This is a genomic window from Geodermatophilus sp. SYSU D00758 (assembly GCF_054049955.1).
Map to the genome: position 1 here is coordinate 50,317 of NZ_JBJGYK010000006.1, position 20,830 is coordinate 71,146.

Here is a 20,830-nt window from a genome sequence, read left to right on the forward strand (position 1 = left end):
CTCATCTCGTGGCGGCCGCCGTCAGGCGCTGGGCGACGCCCTCCCCGCCGACGCGGCGGATCAGCTCCAGGTCGCCGCAGACGACGAGCAGGTCGCGGGCGCGGGACAGGCCGACGTAGAGCATCTCCCGGGCGCGGGACTCGTCGCGGAAGCCGTTGACGGCGAGGACGACGGCCGGCCGCTCCAGGCCCTTGAACCCGAGCACGTGCCCGTAGAAGAGGTCCTCGTCGTCCCAGAAGGTGGCCCAGTAGGCGTCCTGCCCCTCGGCCTGCCGCTCCTTCTGCACCGGGTGCCGCGCGTGCGTGGTCAGCAGGGCCACCGACTCCGGCGGCCAGTCCTCGTCCTCGAGCAGCGCGGCGGCGACGTCGTCCGCCACGTCGACGGCCTCCTCCGAGGTGCACGGCACGAAGCGCACCGGCACTCCGGAGAGGCCACGCACCCGCATGCCCGGCGCGAGGCTGGAGAAGGTGCCGGCGATCTGCTTGGTGTTGCGCAGGTTCTCCGTCAGCGGGAAGGACTCCAGCGCGACGGTGGGCCGGCCCTGCCGGGCGAAGATGCGCTGGCCCTCGTCGGAGAAGACGTACAGCGCGCCGGTCGCGGGGTCGCGCAGGGCCGCGAGGACGGCGTCCCACCAGCTGGCGGCGAAGTCCTGCCCCTCGTCGACGACGATCGCGTCGAAGCGCTCGGCCTCCGGCAGGGCCCCGGCCAGCGACACCATCCGCGCCGGCAGGAACTCCTCCCAGTACCGGCTGTCGTCGTCCGAGCCCTCGGGGACGCCCCAGCCGATGCCGAGGTAGTGGAAGGTGCCGACGTAGTCCGGTCGCTGCCGCTTCGGCAGCTTCTCGACCCGGCGCCGGAGGAACTCGGCGAGGCCCCGCGAGTAGCACATGAGCGCCACCCGCTGCCCGTCGGCGGCCAGCCGCCGGGCCTTCTCCACGGCCAGCCAGGTCTTGCCCGAGCCGGCGCCGCCGGTGATCTCCACCCGGTTGCGGCCGGCGAGCAGGTCGAGCACCTTGGCCTGGTCCCGGGTGAGCAGGTCGCAGGCGGCCTCGCGCTCGGCGAGCCAGGCCACCAGGTGCTGCTGCGGGATCGCCGTCCCGGCCAGGCAGTCGACGAGGTCCTCCACGTCGCGGTCGGTGGGCGCTTCGGGCTCGTCGCGGACCTGCTGCAGCGCCGTCCGGATGCGGGCGGCGGCGTGCGGGACGTCGGTCTTGTCGAGGGCCATCCAGCGGGCGAGCCCCGGCGCCCGGAAGTCGGCCGGCAGCGTGGTGGCCGGCAGCGCGACCAGGTGCGCCGTCCGCGGGCGGCCCGCCGTCCAACGGGGGTGGTCGGCCAGGTAATCGCACAGCAGGTACTTGCACGCGACCGCCTGGTCGACCGGGCGGATCACGCGGTCGATGCCGTCGCCGACCTGCCGCCACTCACCCCGCTGCAGGGAGACGCTGCCGCCCTTGACCTCGACGACGGCGAGGCCGACGCCGGGCCAGGCGACGACCACGTCGGCCTCGCGGTCCTCCCCGCCGTCGCTGAACGGCAGGTTGCAGAAGATGACGGCATTGTCCGGCAGCTGCTCCTGCAGGATCTGCACGAGGAGCTGCTCGGCCGCCGAGCCGAACGCCGGCTCGTCCGGGAACAACCGCGCCGTCACGAAGACTCCCCTCCTGCGTGCACCGGGGGAGCTTGGCAGTCAGCGGGCGCGAATCCGGGATGTCGGCGTTCCGCGTCCTCCTCGCGGGTCACCCGATGCCGGCGCGCACCTTCGCCGGCGGGACGGCGGCCGACGGCAGGGAGAGCCGGATCTCGGCGATGTAGGCGGCGTGGTCGCTCAACGCCCCGTGCTCCCACGGGGGGCGGTGCACCTCGGCGAGGGGATCCCCGTCGACCAGCTCGGCGCTGACCGCCAGGTGGTCGATCGCGAAGTAGCCGGGCTTCAGGTGCTCAGCGCGCTCGGTGAGCGGGACCAGGCCGAAGCCGTCGAACGCCGCGCGCACCGCACGTGCTCCCTCGACGGTGGCCAGGGCGGACGGCTCCGTCAGCGGCTGGTTGAAGTCGCCGCCCCAGATGATCGGCTCGCCGGGCAGCCGCTCCGCAGCGATACGCGCGACGTGGTGGTCGAGGACGTGGCGGAGCTGCGTGGCGTGCCCTCCTGACGGGAGCCCCGGCCAGGACTCGCCGGGGTCCTTCCACGGGAGGACGGAGCAAGCCACCAGCACCGTGGACCCGGGGATGTCGACCACCAGCCGGGCCAGCGAGAGGCCCTCCTCCCCAGCATGGCCAGGGTCGCCGACCGTGCGCAGCGTGCCGGACGGCAGGGTGGTCGCGATGCCCGCCCAGCGCTGGTGGTCCGGACCGAAACCCCGGGGTGGCCAGACCGCGAGCTTCCTGCCCCGCGGGTCCCCGTCCCGGTGCACCTCGGTCAGCAGCCAGATGTCGACGTCCTGCTCGTCGAGCCAGGCCGCCATGGCGGGGCCCTTCTCCGAGGCGGCGGTCGGGTACTTGAGCAGGTTTCAGGTGCCGATGCGCACGGCTTTCCTCGTCTCCGGTGGCGGGGAGCAGCACCTTCACATCACGGGACGACGGATCGGGGGACGCCGCCGTCGAACTCGGCACACGAGACCCAGTCGTCCCACCCGGCCGCGCCTCCTCGATGGATCGACCGGCACTCCGCACCCTGACCGCCATGCCGAACCAGGGGATCTTCTGCCTCGAGGGCGAGTGGGGCGACCGGATGACCGAGAAGCTCAGCGTCCGACCCGGCCTCGACATGCTGACGACGATGCGGCGCGACCGCCTGGTCCACCGCAACACCGCGACCCGGGACGAGTTCGCGTACTACCTCCAGAAGTGGGTCACCGCTCGCTATGCCGGCTTCCCGCTGGCGTACCTGTCCTTCCACGGTGAGCGGGGCGTCATCCACCTCGGCAGGGATTCACTGACCCTCGCCGACATCGCCGAGATGGTCCCCGGCAGGCTGACCGACCGGACCGTCTACTTCGGCTCCTGCGGGACGCTCGGCGCATCGGACGACGACCTGCGCGCCTTCGTCGAGGTCACCGGAGCACGGGCGATCGCGGGCTACACGAAGGACGTCGGATGGGCCGAGTCCGCGGCGTTCGACTTCACCCTCCTACCCGAGTTGCTCGACAGCGTCGACATCCGCAAGTTGCACACCCGGCTGTGCAAGCGTCACCCGTACTTCGTCGACGGCCTGGGGCTTCGACTGGCCACGAGGTCGTGGGTCTCGTGACGTGCCCACCGAGGTGAGCGCTCAGGTCCGCCGGTACGGCTGCGCCGCCTTGCCCGCGATGTCTTCCCACATACCGGGCCGGCCTCGAGTACCCGGGCTCAACGAGCGGGCGCCCGATGCGGTCAGCGGGCGTCGGCTTCCGGGTCCTGCCGCGCGGTGGGCGCCGGCCGCTGCGGTCGGAGACCGGAGTTGAAGCGCTGGGTCTGCTCCAGCTCGCCCTCGTCGGCGGCGGCGTGCCGCGCGACCCGAGGCAGGGTGAACTCGGCCGTCTCGTCGAGCAGGTGCTTGCCCACGTTCCCGTCCTTCCGTGGTCGGTTGCGGCCGAGCGTACGGACGGAAGCCGGCCCACGAGGGGCCTCGCCGCAAAGGCCCAGGTGGCCTGGTGCCGGCGGGACAACTGTGATGATCGAGGCGCGGGCTGGATGCCCCACCTGGTCGTCGCCGCTGCACGATGCCGACGCATTGCATCGCCACGCCCGGCCGAGGATTCCGGCGCCGGGTTCCTGCACTCACCTGCTGAAGCGCTGCTGAGCGGCCTGGCGTGAGATGCCCAGGGCGGCGCCGACCATCGCCCATGAGTCGCCGGCCTGCCGGGCGTCGGCCACCGCCTTGCGGAGTTCCTCCTCGGCTGCGCTCACTGCCTTGCTGGCGGCGAGGATGCGGCGGAAGTGCGTCGTGTCGCGAGACTGCGTCGTCGCCGGGTCGAGCTCGTCGAGCCACTGCTCGGCAGCGGTCTGCTCGGTCACGTGCTTCGCGTCGGCCATGTCTGTCACCTCAGGTAGTCCAGGAACTTGGGACGCATTCGGTCGGCGTGGGTGATCCGGGTCGGGTTGTCCCCCGTAACGGCCACCAGTTCCGGGAGCGCGCCGTCACGGGCCGGTCCGAGAACCAGCAGCCGGGTCTCGAATTCGTACTCCTGAGTCACGATGCGTAGCGCGTTCTCCCAGGCACGGAGGACGTCGGCGTCCGCGTGCTTGCGGGCGCTGCCCCTGATCTCCCCTCGCCCACGGTCACCGACCCGGCGATCATGTCAACGCCTCCTTGACGAGCCTTGTACGTCACGCCCGCGACCGCCGTCCGGCGAGGCGGTCGACGGGGTCTTGGCGCCATCGGCGGGCGGCGGCGAGCGGGACATCGGTCCGGTCGAGGGCCGTTTAGCGGGCGGGTGTCAGCACCCGGAAGCCGCCCGACAGCGCGCCCAACGACAGTGCGCTGACAAGAACTCAGATCATTCGGGTGAAGTACTTGACTCCCACTCGATACATCGGCTAATGTACTCAGTACATCGACTCGGACGAGGGAGTGATCGGATGATCTTCGTACACCTCAGCAAGTCTTGGCCGGATGTCATCTCCGGACACCGCAACGCCGCCGACGTCACCCTGGGCGACTGGGCACTGGTCTCCGATGACGCCATCGCCGCTTACGGCGACGTCATCTGCGGCGTGTACCAGTCCGAGGTGGTGACCGCCTACGACGTCACAGGATTCGTCCGCGGCACGGACGGGCGGGTCCGGTTCGACGGCACACCGTCTCGCGACTGGTCCTCGCTCGTCGGCGAGGCCAGCCCCGTGACGTGGACTCGAGGACAGGCGCGTCCGGTGCGGTACCTCGACACCGAGATTCTCCGTAGCGGGACGGTCGAGACCGAACAGGTCGACCACGGCGTCCACCGCGCCGTCGTGGGCGGATACACCCTGACCGTCGACACGGAGGGCAACGCCACGCTCGTCGCCCCGGCGGGCGGGGCAGTCACCGTCACCAGTCGGGCGAGCTGATCGACGCCCGGGTCGCGCCGCGACGGCAGCGCGACCTGGGCTCCCGTCAGGTCCGGCGGACGTACAGCTGCGCCGGCTTGCCCACGGTGCCCTCGGAGGTCCGTTTGGTCTCGCGCAGCATCGGAAGCATCGCGCGGCGGAAGGTGTCGACCGAGTAGCCCAGGCCACCGGCCACGGCGTCGTGCAACCGGTACAGCCGCCGCACCGTGAAGGGCTCGTCGAGCAGCCCGTCGGGGTCGGGACGCTCCCGGTAGACCGACCGCATGTCGGCGGCGGCTCTTCGCACGATGTCGTCGTGGTCGAAGAGCAGACCGGTGATGTCGTCCACCGACCGGACGCAGACCGCGTCGGGTCGGAGAGAGAGCACCGGCTCGACGTCCCGCCACGGCAGGGCCACGACATGCGCGACGGAGAGCACCCACCCTCGGTCGTCACGGGTCGGGTCGTCGAAGACGTGCAGTTGCCGAGGGGCGACGTCCGGCCTCAGGCCGGCCTTGTCCCGCAGCGACCGGCCGACCGCCACGGCGAGCGTCTCCCCCTCGTGCAGGAACGTGCCGGGCAACGCCCACTCCTGACCGTGGTGACCGTCCGCCCGCCGGACGAGCAGCACCGCAAGACGCGCCTCGTCGTCCGGCACGGTCAGGACGGCGGTGTCCACGGCGACCGACGGTCGCGGGTAGTCGGTCAGCGCCTTGCCGTGGCTGTCGCGGTACACGCCTGTTGACGTTAGCGCAGGTTCCGCCTAATCTCTCGATTGACGCAGAGTTGCGCTAACCAGGGGAGGGTGGTCGTCATGACGGACATCGGCGTCCGGCTGCACGTCGGACAGGGCACGCACCGGGGGCCGCTCGCGGTCTTCCCGGTCTGGACGGACGCGCCGCCGTCCCCCACCGGCTACCTGACCGGGGCCGCGGCGCCAGTCGAGGTGGCCGAGCGGGCCGGCTCCCCGGCCGTCGACCAGCTGGTCGTCACCAACCGGGCGCACCGGCCGGTGCTGCTGCTGGCCGGCGAGCTGCTCGAGGGCGGCATGCAGCACCGCGCGTTGACGGCGACCACCCTGCTGCCTCCCGACCGGCCGACCGTGCTCCCCGTCGTCTGCGTCGAGCAGGGTCGCTGGCACGGCAGCACCGTGCACCGGCGGCAGGCGCGGCGCGTTCCCCTCGGCGTGCTTCCCCGGCTGCACTCGCAGGCCGAGGTCTGGCGGCGGGTGCACCGCTACGAGGCCGTCGCCGGCCCGTCGGCGACCGACTCGCTGGCCGAGCGCCTCGACCGGTCCGCCCTGCGCACTCAGGAACTGGTCGGCGGGCTCCGCCCGCTCGAGGGCCAGCGCGGCCTGCTGATCGGCGTCGCCGGGCGCCCCGCGTGGCTGGAGCTGTTCGACTCCGCGCGCACGCTGCGCGCGCACTGGTCCGGCCTCATGCAGGCCGCCGCCCTCGACGCGGTCGGCCGCCCGGAACTGCGCACGCCGGCCACCCTGGCCCGTGGTCTGGCCGAGCGCGTCGAGCGCACGCGGCTCGACCCCGACGGGCCGGCCGGGCTCGGCCGGCGGCTCTGCGGCGGGGGCCGCGTCCGGACGGACGCCGTCTCGTGGCGTGAACGCACCGTCCACCTCACCGCCGTCGACCTGACCCACCCCCTGCAGGAGGCCTGAGATGACCCTGTCCCGTTCCTCCCGCGTCGCCGGCGCGCTGGTCGGCTCGGCGGTCGGCGACGCCCTGGGCGCACCCTTCGAGTTCGGCGAGCCCGGGCGGTTCTCCGCCCGGTTCCCGGAGCCGGCCCGCGGCGCGAGCACCGAGATGTGCGGCGGCGGCTCGCTGGGCTGGGCGCCCGGCGAGTTCACCGACGACACGCAGATGGCGCTGCTCGTGGCGACCTCCCTGGTGGAGCGCGGCGATCTCGACGAGGCCGACCTGTTCGACCGGTTCCGGGCGTGGGCCACCGCGGGGCCTCCGGACGTCGGGATGCAGACCGCCGCCGTCCTCCGCTCCGGCCTGCCGTGGGACCGGGCCGCCGCCCAGCACTTCGAGCGCACCGGCCGGGCCGCCGGCAACGGCTCGCTGATGCGCACGACGCCGGCGGCCGTCCGGTTCGCCCGCGAGGGCCGGGAGGCGACCATGGACTCCGCCCGCCGGATCTCCGCGCTCACCCATGGCGACCCGGCCGCGGGTCAGGGCTGCGCGATCTTCCACGAGCTGCTGCGAGTCGCGCTCGATGGCGGGGACCCGCTGGCCGCCGTCCCGGTCGCCCTGGAGGCGGTCGCCGACGAGCACCGGGAGAGGTGGGCCGACCACCTCTCCCCCGGCTGGACGCCGCGGCCGGGCATGGCCAACGGCGCGGTGTGGCCGACCCTCGCCCAGGCCGTCTGGGCGCTGCGCACGGGCCGGGACTTCGCCGAGGTCATGCGGCTGGTCATCGACCTCGGCAACGACACCGACACGGTGGCCGCCGTCGCCGGCGCGCTGGCCGGGGCGGTGCACGGGATGGGCGGCATCCCGATGCGCTGGGCGTCGATGGTGCACGGCACCGTGCCCGGCCACGGCGAGAAGGTGTGGCGGCCGGCCGACCTGCAGGAGCTGGCGGCGGCGCTGGACGGCGGCGACGGCTCGCCGTACGCCCCGGGTGCGACGGCGAACGTCGGCCCGACGGAGGTGGTCCCGGCGGACGACGACGGTCCGGGCATCTGGGCCGCCGACCTGGACGGCGCCCGGTACAGCGAGGAGGACTTCGCGGTCGTCTCGCTGTGCCGGCTGGGCGAGCCGTTCCCCCACCCGCTGCGCCGGATGGCCTACCTGTTCGACAACGACAGGAACCACGACGTGGACGCCGTGCTGGCCGACGTCCTCGACGACATGGCCGCGCTGCACCGGGAGGGGCACCGGCTTCTCGTGCACTGCCACGGCGGCGCCTCCCGGACCGGCTTCGTCCTCCGCGGCTGGCTGATCCGCCAGGGCATGTCGCTCGAGGAGGCGACGGCGCACGTCGCGGAGCGCTGGCCGCACCTCGGCCTGTGGAACACGAGCTTCACCGCGGCACTCGAGCGGCTCGCCGACTCCGTCCGCCGATGAGAGGACACATGACCACGCTGCAGCAGCACCTCGACGACCTGGACGCCGCCCTGCCGATCCGGACGCTCGCCGCCGCTCTGGCCGGGAGCACCGCCGTCGAGTCCGGCCGCCAAGAGCAGTACGTGAGCCTCCGCCCCTCCATGGAGGGTGCTGTGGCCGTCTACCTGCACAAGACGTGGATCTCGATCGCGGTCGAGCCCGACGAGGCGGCAGCGCTCGCGGCCCGGCTGCCCGGCGCGACCATCCACCCGAAGACGCCGGCGACGACGTACCTGCACGTCTCGGCCGACACCCTGGCCGGTGCCCCTGACGCGACCCTCGCCATCGCCCAGGGAGCCGTGACATGGCGGGCGCAGGGTCCCAGGTCCGGTGCCGGGAGCAAGGGCTCGGCGTCGCAGAAGGCGGCGCAGTACTGCCCCGATCACGGCTACGAGCTCTCGCCGAGCGGCGTGTGCTTCTCGTGCGCATGAGCGCCGTCCGGGTGGGGGCAGGTCCCTGACCGGGTCGTCCGGCGATCGGGTCCAACCCCATCCCCGGGCTCGGTGTTGAGGACTCGGCGGCCGGCATCCGCGCGCCGGGCATCGCTGAGGTCCCGATCGTGCGCTACTGGCTGCCGGACCCGGGCCCGGCGGCCCGCTTCCCGGGCGGGCCCGCAGACCACGACGGAGCCGGCGATGGCCGATGCGGTCGTCGCCACAGGAGCGAGAGGACGGCACGGATGACGACGCTCGAGGACCGCCGCTGGATGGGCAGCGGCCCGCTGTCGATCCGGTACGACGAGGCGTTGGCCTACGCGTCGACGCACCACCGGGAGCAGCTGCGGAAGGGCTCGCGGGTGCCCTACCTGACGCACCTGATGAGCGTCAGCGCGCTGGTGCTCGAGCACGGCGGGAGCGAGGACCAGGCCATTGCCGGGCTGCTTCACGACGCCGTCGAGGACGCGCCGAAGGGCACCGGCGGCGCCGTCCTGGCCGACATCCGATCGCGCTTCGGCGACGGCGTCGCGGAGATCGTCCGGGCGTGCTCGGACGGGCTGGACGCCGACGGCAACCGCAGCGGCACCTGGGCCGAGCGCAAGCGGCCGTACGTCGCCGGGCTGAGCGGCAAGCCCCTCGACGCCCTGCTGGTGACCGCAGCGGACAAGACGCACAACGGGCTCTGCATCGCCGCCGACGTCCGCCGGTACGGACAGGACTTCTGGTCGACGTTCAACGCCTCGCGCGACGAGCTGCTCTGGTACTACACGAGCGTCGACCGGGCGGTCACTGAGCGGCTGCCGGGCAGTTCGATCGCCGACGCACTGCACCGCGTCGTCGACGAGCTGCTCGCCGCCGCCGGAATCGAGCGGTCCGCCGTCCCGGAGGAGATGCCTTAGCGGCAATGCGTCTCCGGGCCTGCCGTCACCCGTTCGGGTGGACGGCGACGGCCGGCCGACTGCCTGACCCGTCCTTCCTGTCACAGGTCTGTGATCATCTTCGATCTCCCAGCGCTCTGAGGAGGTCAGGTGGCCAGGTCGATCGGGGATTGGTTCGCGGACCACGCACGCGAGTTGCCCGATGACTCGCCGGACGACGAGGTCGTCGAACGGCAGGCTCCCTGGGACCTCCAGTCGTCAGGGCTCTCGACCACCCGGTCGGCTCGCCGTGATGCCGGCCTGGGCGCCAGGACCGCCCGGACGTCGAGGTCCCGGTCCGGTGGTGGCCGGAGCGCCGCCCCCGGAACGCCTGGGCGAAGTGGCGGGTCGGCATCGGCTCGGAGCGCCTCGAGTTCCGTCCCCAGGTCGGTGCGCAAGAAGATCCTGACCGCCGCCCGCGTCGATCCCCGGGCCGACGTCAGGAGCCTCGCGGCCTCGCTCACGAGGGCCGGCACTCCGGTCACCCCATCGCAGGTCGCGGCCGTCCTGGGGCGGCCACTTGTTACAGCCGGCACCCGTGGGCGCGCGACGGACACGAGCCGGGTCACCCGAAAGCTGGCGTCGGAGATCCGCCGTGCCGCACACGCCAACCCGCAGATGGGTCACAAGAGACTCGCCGCTCTCCTGCGGTCGCGTGGGGTCGACGTCGACAAGGCCCAGGTCGCCGAGGTGCTGACTCGCCGCTGGCGGTTGCCCTCACGGAACGGACGTACCGCCAAGGGCACGAAGCCGGCCATGGTGATCAAGGTCCGCGCAGGCGCTCAGACGAGCCGGACGCCCCACGAGACCCCGCTGTGCCCGTCCTGCGGCATGCGGCTCAGCGTCCTTGCCACGTGCCGTTGTTCCTGACCCCCATCCGCACGGGCGGTCAACGTCTGCGCGCACCCCAGCTCTCCAACTGGGCGAGCACTCGCTCCCATCCAGCACCACGCTCGGATGTCGGGAGGAACTCCCGGATCCGCTCAGCGGCACCGGCCAACTGCTCGGCGACGGCGCGTTCCTCGTCCGCCCCGGCGGCGAAGAGGTCCGCGTAGCGCCGGTCCAGCAGGTGGTGCACCGAGTCCTGAGCAGCCAGAGCGGCGACGCGGTCGAGGAGGATCTCGAGCGACCGACCGGCGTTCGCGATGCGTACCGCTGCCTCGTCCCGCGACTCCCCCGCCGGTCCGGGCGGTCCCAGCGACACGGTGGTGAACTCCGGCGCCCACAGCTTCGCGGTGAGCTCCTGGCGCTCCAGGGTGACCAGCGTCCCCATCGTCCGGCTCCGGTCGTGGTCCTCGTTGAGGGTGGCGACTTCGTGCACGAGGCGGATGACGTTGTCGTCCGTCATGGAGGCGCCGACGACGAGCAGGTGCTTGGTCAGCAGGGTGGCCTGCAGGACGCTGGCGAGCGGCCGCTGGGTGGCGTCGTAGCGAACGAAGGACCGCCGGTCGAGCACGATGCTCTCCGGCCGCCGGGCATCGCCGTGGAGCTTCAGCAGCCAGCCACGCCCTCGTCGCAGGTCGTCCTCGGGCTCCCGATCGGGCAGGACGACCGGCACGTCACTACCGGTGACGGCCTGGACGGCCTTCTCGTAGAGGTCGTCGAAGTTGGTCGTGACGACCTGCTCCGCCCCCAGCGCCGCGAGCAGGACATGAGCCAGGGCGTAGCGCTGCGGTGTGCCCAGGACCGCTGCGACGTGATGACCCAACGTCCCCCCCGGTACCCGGCTTCCACCGCTGGTGGCCACCGCGTGCGCGCTCCGACGGAGCACCTCGGCTGCGTCCAGCGGGCTGAGCCGGGACAGCGCCTCAGCGCCACCGGGGACGTCCAGCCGCGCGGCCAGTGCGTCGAGGAGTCCCCACCAGGTCGGCAGACCCGCCGCGACGCCCGTGCCGGCTCCCATGAACACGGCCAGCTGCCCTGCCCTGGCTCGGCCGGCCAGCGCGGCAGCCGTCCCCTCGAGGCACTCGTCGTCCAGACGCCCCATGCCGCGTGCCAGCCGGCGGGCCTGGAGCGCGGCGTAGTCCGCCCGACTGCTGGCCACCAGGACGACGTCGAGGGAGTCCGGAGCCCGCTCCAGTTCGGCGAGGAGCGCAGCGATGACCGCGCCACGCTGACGACCGAGCCCGCCCCCACCGACACCGACCACCGGTAGCGCGACCCGCCGCGGCGATCCCGTGGCGGTGGGCGCCGTGTCGGCGACCGCCCGCAGGACCTGGCGGACACCCTCCTGCAACCACTCGACGCCCTGACCGGGGAGCGCACCCACGTGGAGCAACCAGCGCGCCGGCCCGCCGCCCTCCCGCCCCCGTGGGTCGAGCTGCACGTACCGGCGGGCGCCCGACAGACGCACGACCCGTTCCCGCTCCTCGGGTGCCGATGAGCCGTCCCAGCCCAGGACGGGCCACCACTGCTCTCTGACGCCTGCCGGACCCTTCTGGTCCGTGGAGACGATCACGTCGTCGCAGTGCAGTGCATCAAGCGTGCCGGGGACGACGAAGACATGGGCTGCCACGCCCGCATCCTGTCCCGCCGTCGCAGACCGCCGGCAGCCCGCTCACCCGTACGGCGCGCCCCGTTGCCGCATGGCCCGGGCAGGCGCCACGTGCCCATCGCCACGTCCCGGGCAGCAGGCGTCAGGACCCCGGGTACCTCGTGAGCACCCGCGCCCCATCCGTCCCCCTGTGCAGCCGCGGTCCCGGACACCCCATCGGAGGGACGACGACGCGCGCCTGGCCCACCTACAGTCCGGCGGTTCGTCGGGCCCAGACCGCACCCCGAGAGGAACCGACCCGTGACCCGTGGCCACACCGAGCGCACCTCCTTCAAGCGGGAGGTCGCGCCCACCATCGCGGCGGCGATCGGCATCCCGGAACCCTCTCCCGACGGCCGGTCCGACCGGTTCGCCTACTTCGGCGACCGGGACCGCTTCCTCGTCGTCGCCGGACCGCAGGAGGGTGACGCCGTCCAGCTCGCGCTGGCGTACGGCCTGACCTGGGCGGGCGACCGCCGGCTCGTCCTGGCCCTTCCGCACGACCACTGCACGGCCACCGCGCAGCGCCTCCCCTGGTTCAGCGCCGGACGTCGTCCCGAGCTGTGGCTGCACGACGGCGTCACCGCCCGGCCCGCCCCGGTGGGCGACCGGGCGGCGGCCGTCGCCGCCCTCGGCGCGCGCCCGGAGGACGGCGACATCCGCGCGGACTTCACGGGCGCAGCGACTGCCCTCCACCTGGGCTCCCGGGCCGGTGTGGTGGACCTCCTCGTCGACTGGGCGACCCGGGACCCCCGGCTGGACTCCGCACATCGGCAGAACGAGCGCTCCTGGCACTGCACGGGGCAGCGGGTGCTGTCCGTCCGCGGCCGCCGGGGTGGCATGCGGGTCCTGGCCGGCGTCCACGGCAGCACCGAAGACCACGCCCCCCTCGCGCTCGACCTCGACTCCGGAACCCGGCTGACCGACGAGCAGCTCGCCGAGGTGCAGGCCGCGGTCGAGACGGGGATCGCCCGGCGTCTCCAGCCGGGCGAGGGGTCCCTGCACCGTCCCGACGAGCACTGGCTGCAGGCCGTCCTGCGACGCCGTCCCCACCTGGTCGGCATCGAGCAGCCGGCGCTCCGCGAGGTGCCGGCCTGGCGCCCCAGGGACACGCCTGGGCAGTGGAGCCGCGGCTACGTCGACCTGCTGGGGCTCGACGGGCACGGTGACCTGCGCGTCGTCGAGATCAAGCTGGCCACCAACGACGACGCCCTCCTGGTGCTGCAGGGCCTCGACTACCTCACCTGGGCCCACGCCTACCGCGACGTGCTCGCGGACCGGCTCGGCGGCTCGCCGGCGGCCCGCCTGGTCCTCGACCTGGTCGTCGGTGCCGACGCGACCGGCCAGGTCGCCCTGTCCCGGTACAGCGCCGCCCTGCTGGCCGCCCTCGCCGACGAAGTCGCCTGGTCGGTGCAGGCCGTGACCGACTGGTTCGGCCCGGACGCCGACCCGTCGGTGGTGTCCCCTGCCATGCGGACCGTGCCCGCCGAGTGGACGGAGCCTGTCAGGACGGGTGAGGACGCGTTCCGCACCGCCTGTCGTGCCAGTGCCGTCCGCTGGAAGGAGCGGACCGCCGCGCTGCCGGACGACGCGCGCCGCCCGGCGCCGTACTGGGGCGGCCCGTCGTCCGTTCCGCTGCCCTTCTGCCTGCCCGTCGAGCACGCCGCAGCCAACCTGCTCCCCGACGTCCGCGAGGAGGCGCTCGCTCTGTTCGCCGACCTGGGCATCCCGTGGCACCGGGGTCACGGTGCCGGGCCGGGCAACCACCTGCTGTCCTCGCAGGTGCAGTGCGTCAACGCGCTCACCCGCATGGTCCGGGACCCCGCTCGGCTGCAGAAGGCGTTCGGCTCGGTCCTCGGCGTCGCCGAGGTGATGGCCATCGAGCCGGGACGTCACCTGACCTTCGCGTTCATCGGCTCGGCGGACGTCCTCGGCGAGGCCAGGGGCGGGCACCGCATGCGGGGAGCGCAGAACACCAGCGTCGACGCGGCCTTCCTGTACCGGACGTCGGAGGGGCGCACCGAGCTCGCGCTGGTGGAGTGGAAGTACACCGAGGAGTACCGGCGCGGCCGCCCGGCCGACCCGGCGAGGGACGCCGTACGGCGCCGGCGCTACCACCACCTGTGGGCGGCGGACGACGGCCCGCTGCGCACCGACGTCGTCCCGTTCGAGGACGTGCTGGCCGAGCCCTTCTACCAGCTGATGCGCCAGCAGCTCCTCGCGCACGAGCTGGAGAAGCGTGGGGAGCTGGGCGCCACGGCCGTGCGGGTCGTGCACGTCCTGCCGCCGGCCAACAGCGGGTACCAGGCCAGCCTCACCCGGGACAGCCACCGCCGGGCGGGCACGACCGTGGACGAGGTCTGGACGCGGCTGCTCCGCCGGCCCGACCGCTTCCACCACCTGGACCCGGCCGTCTTCTGCGATCCCGCGGTCACCTCGGGCGAGTACGTCGCGCGGTACGGAGAGGACGCCGCCGCATGCGGGGTCTGACGGTTCGCGCACCGACGTGCGGAACCTCGACGTCCGCTTGCGTCCCACCCGTCCCAAGCCCCTGTGCCGCTCCGACGAGCGTCACGACCAGCAGGTAGGAAATCGCCATGAGTGACACCGCGGACGCCCTCCCGCAGCAGGCCGGCCACGGGCCGAACGGAGCGAGCGCCTCGCCGGTGACCGTCGACACCACCGCCACGCGGGTCCTCAGCTACGCCCTGGCCCACAACCAGGTGCCCGTGGTGTCCCGGATCGCGATCCGCAACACAGGAGCTCCCGCGACGGGGGTCACCCTCCGCCTCTCGGTGCGCGATGCCGAAGGATCGATCGGCAGCCCCGTGGAGCTCCACGCGGACCTGGCCGAGTCCGCCACCACCGTGCTGACCGACGCGCCGCTCCGTCTGGACCCCTCGGCGATGCTGCAGATCGAGGAGCAGCGGCCGGGGACCATCGAGGTCGAGGTGGTGCACGGGGAGCACTCGCTCGCGCGGCAGACGCTCCCCGTCCAGCTGCTGGCCGCCCAGCAGTGGCTGGCCACCCCGCCGTCGCTGGCCCTGGAGATGCTCGCGGCGCACGTGATGCCCAACCACCCGTCGATCACGGCGTTGGTCGGTGAGGCCGCGGAGCTGCTCCAGGAGCGCACCAGCAGCCCGGCGGTGCAAGGCTACCAGTCGGGCCCGGAGCGGGTCGACCAGATCGTGGCGGCCCTGACCGAGGCCATGTACCGGCGGGGCATCCGCTACAGCGAGCCGCCGGCGAGCTGGGCCGACACCGGGCAGAAGGTGCGCACGCCCGGCGACGTCCTCGACGGGCGCATGGGCACGTGCCTGGACACGGTCGTCGTCCTCGCCGCGGCGCTCGAGCAGGCCGGCATCCGGCCGATGCTCTGGATCGTCGAGGGGCACGCGTTCCTGGGCTACTGGCGGGAGGAACGACCGGTCGACAGCGCGGCCACCACCGACGTGGCACCGCTGGTGAACCTCGTCGACCTCGGCCTCATCCGCCTGATCGAGACCACGCTGTTGACCGAGCGCGGCGACGGCTCGGCACTTCCGGATCTCCACCGCCCGGCGTACGCCTCGTGGCTGACCGGGGACCTGGACCGTGTCGAGGGGGTCGTCGACATCCACCGGGCGCGGCAGGACCACGTCCTGCCGCTCCCCGCCCGGACCAGGGATGCCGACGGCACGGTCCAGGTCGTGGAGTACCGGCCGGCCGTGCACAGTGCACCGGCCCGGCCCGTGCCGGCGGAACCGGTCGGAACCGGGCCGACCGGCCGGGAGGAGGTCCCGGGGCGCGTCCAGCAGTGGAAGAACGCACTGCTCGACCTGAGCCTGCGGAACCGCCTCATCAACTACACGGACCGAGCGGGGCTGGCCCTCACCGTCCCGGACGACTCACTGGCCGCGCTCGAGGACATGGTCAACCTGGGCACCGCCATCACGCTGCTGCCCTCCGACCAGATCGCCGAGGTGCAGCGGGCGCGGGGGCTCCGATCGGCCCGCGAGCTCCCCCAGGACCAGCTCGCCGAGATGCTGCACCAGCGCCGTGCGGTGTTCGCCGACGTGGCCGAGGCCGGGTACCTGACGCGGTTCCGCAACCTCGCCTACAAGGCCAAGACCGTGGTCGAGGAGACCGGTGCCAACAACCTCTACCTGGCTCTGGGCAGCCTGGCGTGGGAGCTGGACGGCCGGCCGCTGCGCTCGCCGCTGGTGCTGGTTCCCGTGAACCTGAATCCGACGGCGCGCAACGGTGCGTACCGCCTGACGTTGGACGAGACGGGTACGAGCACGCCGAACTACTGCCTGCTGGAGAAGCTGCGGCAGGTCCACGGCATGTCCGTGCCGGGGTTGGCAGAGCCGGCGGAGGACGGCGCGGGCATCGACCTGGACAGCGCGTTCGAGGCCATGCGTGTGGCGATCGCCGAGCGCGGGCTCCCCTATCGGGTCGAGCCGACGGTGCATCTCGCCATCCTGCAGTTCGCCAAGTTCCGGCTTTGGAAGGACCTCGACGAGCACTGGGCGAACTTCACGAGCAACTCGCTGGTCGCCCACCTGGTGCAAGCACCCACCGAGCCCTACGCCGACCCGGTCACCACCGGCGCGGAGAGCGCCGACCTCGACGACCTGGGCGCGCGCTGCCCTGTGCCCGGTGACGCGTCGCAGCTGCGGGCCGTCGCCGAGGCCGCAGCCGGGCGGACGTTCGTCCTCGAGGGGCCGCCCGGCACCGGCAAGTCGCAGACCATCACGAACCTCCTCACCCGCGCGGTCGCCGATGGCAAGCGCGTCCTCTTCGTCGCGGAGAAGCGCGCCGCGCTCGACGTCGTCGCCCGGCGGCTAGAGGCGGTCGGCATGGGCCCGTTCGCCCTGGACCTGCACGACAAGGGCAGCAAGCCGGCTGTCGTCCGGGCCCAGATCCGGCAGGCCCTCGACCACGCGGTCGGCGTCGACACCCAGGGGCTGTCCACGGATCGGGAAGACCTGAGGTCAGCGCGGCGCAGCCTCGGCCGCTACGCGCAGCGGCTGCACGAGGAGAACGGCGGCGGCCTGTCGCTGTACACGGCGCGGACGGCGCTCCTGACGGCGGGAACCGAGATCCCGGCCCTGCCGGTGCCCACCTCTTTCGTCGCCTCCACCACGGTCGAGATTACCTCGGCGGTGCGAGAGCTGCTCGCCGGCCTGCCGGACGTCGCGGACCAGACCCGCCCCCGGCCAGGGCACCCGTGGGCGTTCGTCGACACGAGCGCAGTGGACGTCGCCGCGGTGCAGCAGGCCGCCCGGGACGTGGACGACGCCCTCGCCGGGCTGCCGTCGGACGGCCGACTGGCCGCCGCGCTGGGGGCGGCGCGGACCTCGCGCGATCTCGAGGCCCTCGCCCAGCTGCTGGGTGGGCCCGCGGTCGGTCTCGACGTCCTGGACGAGACGCGCTCCTCCCGGTGGAACGAGGCAACGGGCGCCGTCGCCGGAGAGGTCGCCGCCTTCGTCGCCGCAGCGCACCCCGGGCTCGACGTCGCCACCCCCGCCGCCCTGGACCTCCCCTTGGCCGACATCCACGCTGCGGCCGCAGCGGCCGCGGCGTCGAACTGGTTCGGTCGCAAGAAGCGGCTCATCGCCGTCCGCGACCAGCTGGCCCCCGCGCTCCGGCCCGGAGCCGTCGTGGAACCGAAGGCGGTTCCTGCGCTGGCTGCCGCGCTCCTGCAGGTGCAGAGCGCCGTCCGAGGGCTGGCGGAGCGTGCCGGCGTGGTCCCCGGGCTGGCGGTGCCGCCGGCCTGGAACCCGCTCACCGACGCCGGACGGCGTGTTCTCGACCGTCAGGTGGAGTGGCTGCGCCGTGCCGGTGCGGCGGTGGAGACCGACGACGGCTTCCCCGGTGCGCTGAGGGCGCTGCTCGCCTCCGGTCCGGTCACCGATCCCGCGGCCGCCACCGCGATCGGCCGCGCCCGGGACGCGTTCGCCGGGCTGCTCACCGCCTGCCACGCGGACGAGGAGCGTCTGGGAGCCTGGGCCGACGACGAGGGCCTGCTCAGCCGCTGGGCGCTCACCCGGCGGGAGCGCGCCCTGGAGCAGCCCGGTCTCCCCTCTCTGCAGCGCTGGGTCGACTTCCTCGCGGCCGTGGAGCCGTTGCGCTCGGCCGGGCTGACCGAGGCCCGGACAACCCTCGTGACCGGGGCGCTCCCCGCGGACGACGCGGTGCGGGCCTTCGACAGGGGGTTGGCGGAAACATCGGTGGAGGAGCGCCGTCTGGCCACCGGCCTCGACACCTTCGACCCGGCGACGCACGAGCGTGCCATCCGACGGTTCACCGCCGCCTCGCGCGCGGTGCGCGAGCACCTCCGGTCGGCGGTCCCCGCCGAGGTGCTCGGCAGTCGCCCGTTCGACGCGGCCAAGGGCCTGGGCCGGGTCGGTGCGCTGCAGCGGGAGCTCGCCAAGCAAAGACGCGGCCTGGGCGTGCGTGCGCTGCTGACCACCTACGGCGACCTGATCACCGCCGTGATGCCGTGCGTCCTCGTCAGCCCCGACTCGGTCTCCCGCTTCTTCCCGGCCTCCGCGGGCCTGTTCGACGTGGTCGTCTTCGACGAGGCGTCGCAGATCCGGGTCGCGGACGCGATCGGCGCGCTGGGCCGCGCCAAGGCTGCAGTCGTCGTGGGTGACAGCAAGCAGATGCCGCCGACGAGCTTTGCCGAGGCGGGGGCGGGGAGCGGTGACGACGACCTCACCGAGGAGGGGCCGGAACCGGTCGCCGAGGACGAGGAGAGCATCCTCAGCGAGTGCGTCCAGGCACGTGTGCCCCGGCAGTGGCTCTCGTGGCACTACCGGAGCCAGGACGAGTCGCTCATCGCGTTCAGCAACCGCCAGTACTACGAGAACCGGCTGTCCTCCTTCCCCGCACCGGTGCACGGGCGGTCATCCGCGGGGCCGGACGGTCGCGGGGTCGCACTGGTGCGCGTGGACGGCCAGTTCCACCGGTCCGGTCGCAGCAAGCTGCTGCGCACCAACCCGGTCGAGGCCGAGGCGGTGGTCGCGGAGATCCGCCGTCGATTCGCCGCGTCGCCCGACGAGGTCCCGTCGCTCGGGGTCGTCACCTTCAACCAGCAGCAACGGGCCTACATCGAGGGGGTGCTGCGCGACACGGGCGACGAACGGCTCATCGAGGCGCTCGAGCGCACGGACGGCGAAGGCCTGTTCGTGAAGAACCTGGAGAACGTCCAGGGTGATGAGCGCGACGCCATCCTGTTCTCGACGGGGTTCAGCGTGAACGAGCGAGGCGTCCTGCCGCTGAACTTCGGGCCGCTGAACCGTGCCGGCGGTGAACGCCGGCTCAACGTCGCGGTCACCCGTGCGCGACGCCAGGTGGTCGTGTTCTCGAGCTTCGACCCCGCGCAGCTCCGGGCCGAGGAGACGTCGTCCGTCGGGATCAAGCACCTGCGCGCCTACCTGGACCTGGCGGCGCAGGGCACCGACGCGCTCCCCCAGAACGGTCGCGCGCCGTCGGTGCCCGACCGCCACCGGGACGAGATCGCGGCCGCGCTGCGGGACCGCGGCCTGGTGGTGCGGAGCGACGTCGGGCTGTCCGACTTCAAGGTCGACCTGGCGCTCGCCCGTCCGGACGAGCCCGCGAGGCCGGTGGTCGCCGTGCTGCTGGACGGGCCGGCGTGGGCCGGCCGCGGCACGGTCGGGGACCGGGACGGGCTCCCGGTGGACGTCCTCAAGGGGATGCTGAACTGGCCGGCGGTCGAGCGGGTGTGGCTGCCGTCCTGGTTGGCCGACCGCAGCGCGGTGGTGGACCGGTTGGTGGCTGCGGTCGACACCCGTCCGGAGGAGCCGGCCCCCGCGGCGCCGAAGCGCCCGCCGGAGACGCCATCCCCGGCGAACTCCGTGCAGCCGACAGCGGCGATGAGTGCTTCGGTCCAGCCCGTCCCATCCGCTTCGACGGCGGCTCGCGAGCAGACCACGATGCTCGACGGCGAGACGGCGTTCGTCCCGTGGGAGCCGGGTCGGGTCGGTGACCGCAGCGTCCTGGACCAGTTGGCCGCCCCTCGGGCGGCAGAGGTCGTGCGGACGACGTTGCTGGCCGGAGTGCGCGCTGAGGGGCCGATCCACGTGGACCGGCTCACGCGGCTGACCGCGGCCGCGTTCGGTCTCGGGCGGGTGGCCCAGGCGCGCAAGGACGCCATCGCCAGGCTCATCCCGCCCTCGCTGCTGGTCGGTGACTTCGTGTGGCCAGAGGCCGGCAGGGCATCGACATGCACGGACTTCCGTCGGCAGGCGTCGAGCGGCGACCGGCCCCTGGAGCACATCGCTCCCGAGGAGATCGGCAACGCGATGGTGGCGTTGTGCCGTGCCGCTGCCGGCATGTCCGAGGACGAACTGTTCGCCCAGACCTTGGAGGTCTTCGGTTACCGCCGGCGGACTCCTGCGCAGGTGGGTGTGCTGGAATCAGCGCTTGCCCGCGGAATGGCGACCGGCCGGCTGGCACGTCGGGACGATGGCCTCATCAGCGCCGGAGAATGACACGGACCGACGGAGGCCCACTCCACGGACTGCTCTCGTGACCGCACCGCAAACAGGATCTGCAGTGAACGGCGAGCGACGCCTCGGCGCGCTGTACAGGCCGATCGTCCGATCTGCACCGAGCTCGAGCTGCTCGCGGCCGAGGTCCAAGGTGGTCGTGTCGAAGTAGTGCCAGCTGACCGAGGCATCCAGCGCCGGCGTCCGTGCCGCGCGGCAGCCCGCCCGTGAGATCCTCGCCCGTGTCCGAGAGGTGGGGGGAGTCTTCCTGCCGAGGTTGTCCGGGTGGAGGGACGTGTCCACGATCGGCACGGCC

General features: G+C 73.2%; 15 protein-coding genes. 9 read left to right on the forward strand and 6 right to left on the reverse strand.

From position 1 onward, the window contains the following. Window position 1: 1 nt before the first annotated feature. Both ACI8AC_RS06225 and ACI8AC_RS06230 read right to left on the reverse strand, forming a co-directional pair. Window positions 2-1,648 carry an NERD domain-containing protein gene (locus tag ACI8AC_RS06225; RefSeq protein ID WP_456896237.1) on the reverse strand — a complete coding sequence of 549 codons (1,647 nt, stop codon included), beginning with the start codon at window positions 1,646-1,648 and terminating at the stop codon, window positions 2-4. Window positions 1,649-1,736: 88 nt separating this feature from the next. Next, window positions 1,737-2,462, reverse strand: coding sequence for a hypothetical protein (locus ACI8AC_RS06230; protein WP_456896239.1), 726 nt, complete (start codon window positions 2,460-2,462; stop codon window positions 1,737-1,739). A gap of 218 nt (window positions 2,463-2,680) precedes the next feature. Between ACI8AC_RS06230 and ACI8AC_RS06235 the strand changes: the two genes are divergently transcribed. After that, the gene (locus tag ACI8AC_RS06235) at window positions 2,681-3,247 is read left to right on the forward strand and encodes a DUF6642 family protein (protein WP_456896241.1); all 567 of its coding nucleotides are present in this window, start codon (window positions 2,681-2,683) and stop codon (window positions 3,245-3,247) included. 122 nt (window positions 3,248-3,369) lie between these two features. Here ACI8AC_RS06235 and ACI8AC_RS06240 read toward each other — a convergent pair whose 3' ends face one another. Together ACI8AC_RS06240 and ACI8AC_RS06245 are read right to left on the reverse strand one after the other, a co-directional pair. Further along, window positions 3,370-3,540 (reverse strand): hypothetical protein, encoded by a 171-nt coding sequence (locus ACI8AC_RS06240; protein ID WP_456896243.1) that lies wholly within the window; start codon window positions 3,538-3,540, stop codon window positions 3,370-3,372. Between the two features lie 216 nt (window positions 3,541-3,756). Beyond that, the gene (locus ACI8AC_RS06245) at window positions 3,757-4,011 is read right to left on the reverse strand and encodes a hypothetical protein (protein WP_456896245.1); all 255 of its coding nucleotides are present in this window, start codon (window positions 4,009-4,011) and stop codon (window positions 3,757-3,759) included. 546 nt (window positions 4,012-4,557) lie between these two features. Between ACI8AC_RS06245 and ACI8AC_RS06250 the strand changes: the two genes are divergently transcribed. After that, window positions 4,558-5,025, forward strand: a complete 468-nt coding sequence (locus ACI8AC_RS06250) for a hypothetical protein (RefSeq protein WP_456896247.1) — start codon at window positions 4,558-4,560, stop codon at window positions 5,023-5,025. A 46-nt stretch (window positions 5,026-5,071) separates the two neighbouring features. Here ACI8AC_RS06250 and ACI8AC_RS06255 read toward each other — a convergent pair whose 3' ends face one another. Beyond that, on the reverse strand, window positions 5,072-5,740 hold the full coding sequence (locus tag ACI8AC_RS06255; protein ID WP_456896249.1) for an NUDIX domain-containing protein: 669 nt from the start codon (window positions 5,738-5,740) through the stop codon (window positions 5,072-5,074). Window positions 5,741-5,818: 78 nt separating this feature from the next. On the opposite strand from ACI8AC_RS06255, the gene ACI8AC_RS06260 reads away from it, so the two are divergent. From ACI8AC_RS06260 to ACI8AC_RS06280, 5 genes are all read left to right on the forward strand, one after another. Then, window positions 5,819-6,676, forward strand: coding sequence for an ARPP-1 family domain-containing protein (locus tag ACI8AC_RS06260; RefSeq protein ID WP_456896251.1), 858 nt, complete (start codon window positions 5,819-5,821; stop codon window positions 6,674-6,676). Window position 6,677: 1 nt separating this feature from the next. Continuing rightward, window positions 6,678-8,090, forward strand: a complete 1,413-nt coding sequence (locus ACI8AC_RS06265) for an ADP-ribosylglycohydrolase family protein (RefSeq protein WP_456896253.1) — start codon at window positions 6,678-6,680, stop codon at window positions 8,088-8,090. A gap of 8 nt (window positions 8,091-8,098) precedes the next feature. Continuing rightward, the gene (locus ACI8AC_RS06270; RefSeq protein ID WP_456896255.1) at window positions 8,099-8,560 is read left to right on the forward strand and encodes a hypothetical protein; all 462 of its coding nucleotides are present in this window, start codon (window positions 8,099-8,101) and stop codon (window positions 8,558-8,560) included. Window positions 8,561-8,808: 248 nt separating this feature from the next. After that, window positions 8,809-9,465 (forward strand): HD domain-containing protein, encoded by a 657-nt coding sequence (locus ACI8AC_RS06275; RefSeq protein WP_456896257.1) that lies wholly within the window; start codon window positions 8,809-8,811, stop codon window positions 9,463-9,465. Between the two features lie 408 nt (window positions 9,466-9,873). Beyond that, a complete protein-coding gene (locus tag ACI8AC_RS06280; protein ID WP_456896259.1) occupies window positions 9,874-10,353 on the forward strand; it encodes a hypothetical protein in 480 nt (159 codons plus the stop codon). 19 nt (window positions 10,354-10,372) lie between these two features. Here the strand turns inward: ACI8AC_RS06280 and ACI8AC_RS06285 are convergent, their stop codons facing one another. After that, window positions 10,373-11,998 (reverse strand): SIR2 family NAD-dependent protein deacylase, encoded by a 1,626-nt coding sequence (locus tag ACI8AC_RS06285; protein ID WP_456896261.1) that lies wholly within the window; start codon window positions 11,996-11,998, stop codon window positions 10,373-10,375. Between the two features lie 279 nt (window positions 11,999-12,277). Between ACI8AC_RS06285 and ACI8AC_RS06290 the strand changes: the two genes are divergently transcribed. Continuing rightward, complete coding sequence (locus tag ACI8AC_RS06290; RefSeq protein ID WP_456896263.1) at window positions 12,278-14,506, forward strand: PGN_0703 family putative restriction endonuclease; 2,229 nt, start codon at window positions 12,278-12,280, stop codon at window positions 14,504-14,506. Between the two features lie 107 nt (window positions 14,507-14,613). Beyond that, window positions 14,614-20,517 (forward strand): DUF4011 domain-containing protein, encoded by a 5,904-nt coding sequence (locus tag ACI8AC_RS06295; protein ID WP_456896265.1) that lies wholly within the window; start codon window positions 14,614-14,616, stop codon window positions 20,515-20,517. The last annotated feature ends 313 nt before the right edge of the window (window positions 20,518-20,830 follow it).

Coding starts and splice junctions, on each gene's coding strand:
- ACI8AC_RS06230 (WP_456896239.1), bottom strand. CDS start 2,462: ATGGCGGCCTGGCTCGACGAGCAGGACGTCGACATCTGGCTGCTGACC.
- ACI8AC_RS06235 (WP_456896241.1), top strand. CDS start 2,681: ATGCCGAACCAGGGGATCTTCTGCCTCGAGGGCGAGTGGGGCGACCGG.
- ACI8AC_RS06245 (WP_456896245.1), bottom strand. CDS start 4,011: ATGGCCGACGCGAAGCACGTGACCGAGCAGACCGCTGCCGAGCAGTGG.
- ACI8AC_RS06250 (WP_456896247.1), top strand. CDS start 4,558: ATGATCTTCGTACACCTCAGCAAGTCTTGGCCGGATGTCATCTCCGGA.
- ACI8AC_RS06260 (WP_456896251.1), top strand. CDS start 5,819: ATGACGGACATCGGCGTCCGGCTGCACGTCGGACAGGGCACGCACCGG.
- ACI8AC_RS06265 (WP_456896253.1), top strand. CDS start 6,678: ATGACCCTGTCCCGTTCCTCCCGCGTCGCCGGCGCGCTGGTCGGCTCG.
- ACI8AC_RS06270 (WP_456896255.1), top strand. CDS start 8,099: ATGACCACGCTGCAGCAGCACCTCGACGACCTGGACGCCGCCCTGCCG.
- ACI8AC_RS06275 (WP_456896257.1), top strand. CDS start 8,809: ATGACGACGCTCGAGGACCGCCGCTGGATGGGCAGCGGCCCGCTGTCG.
- ACI8AC_RS06295 (WP_456896265.1), top strand. CDS start 14,614: ATGAGTGACACCGCGGACGCCCTCCCGCAGCAGGCCGGCCACGGGCCG.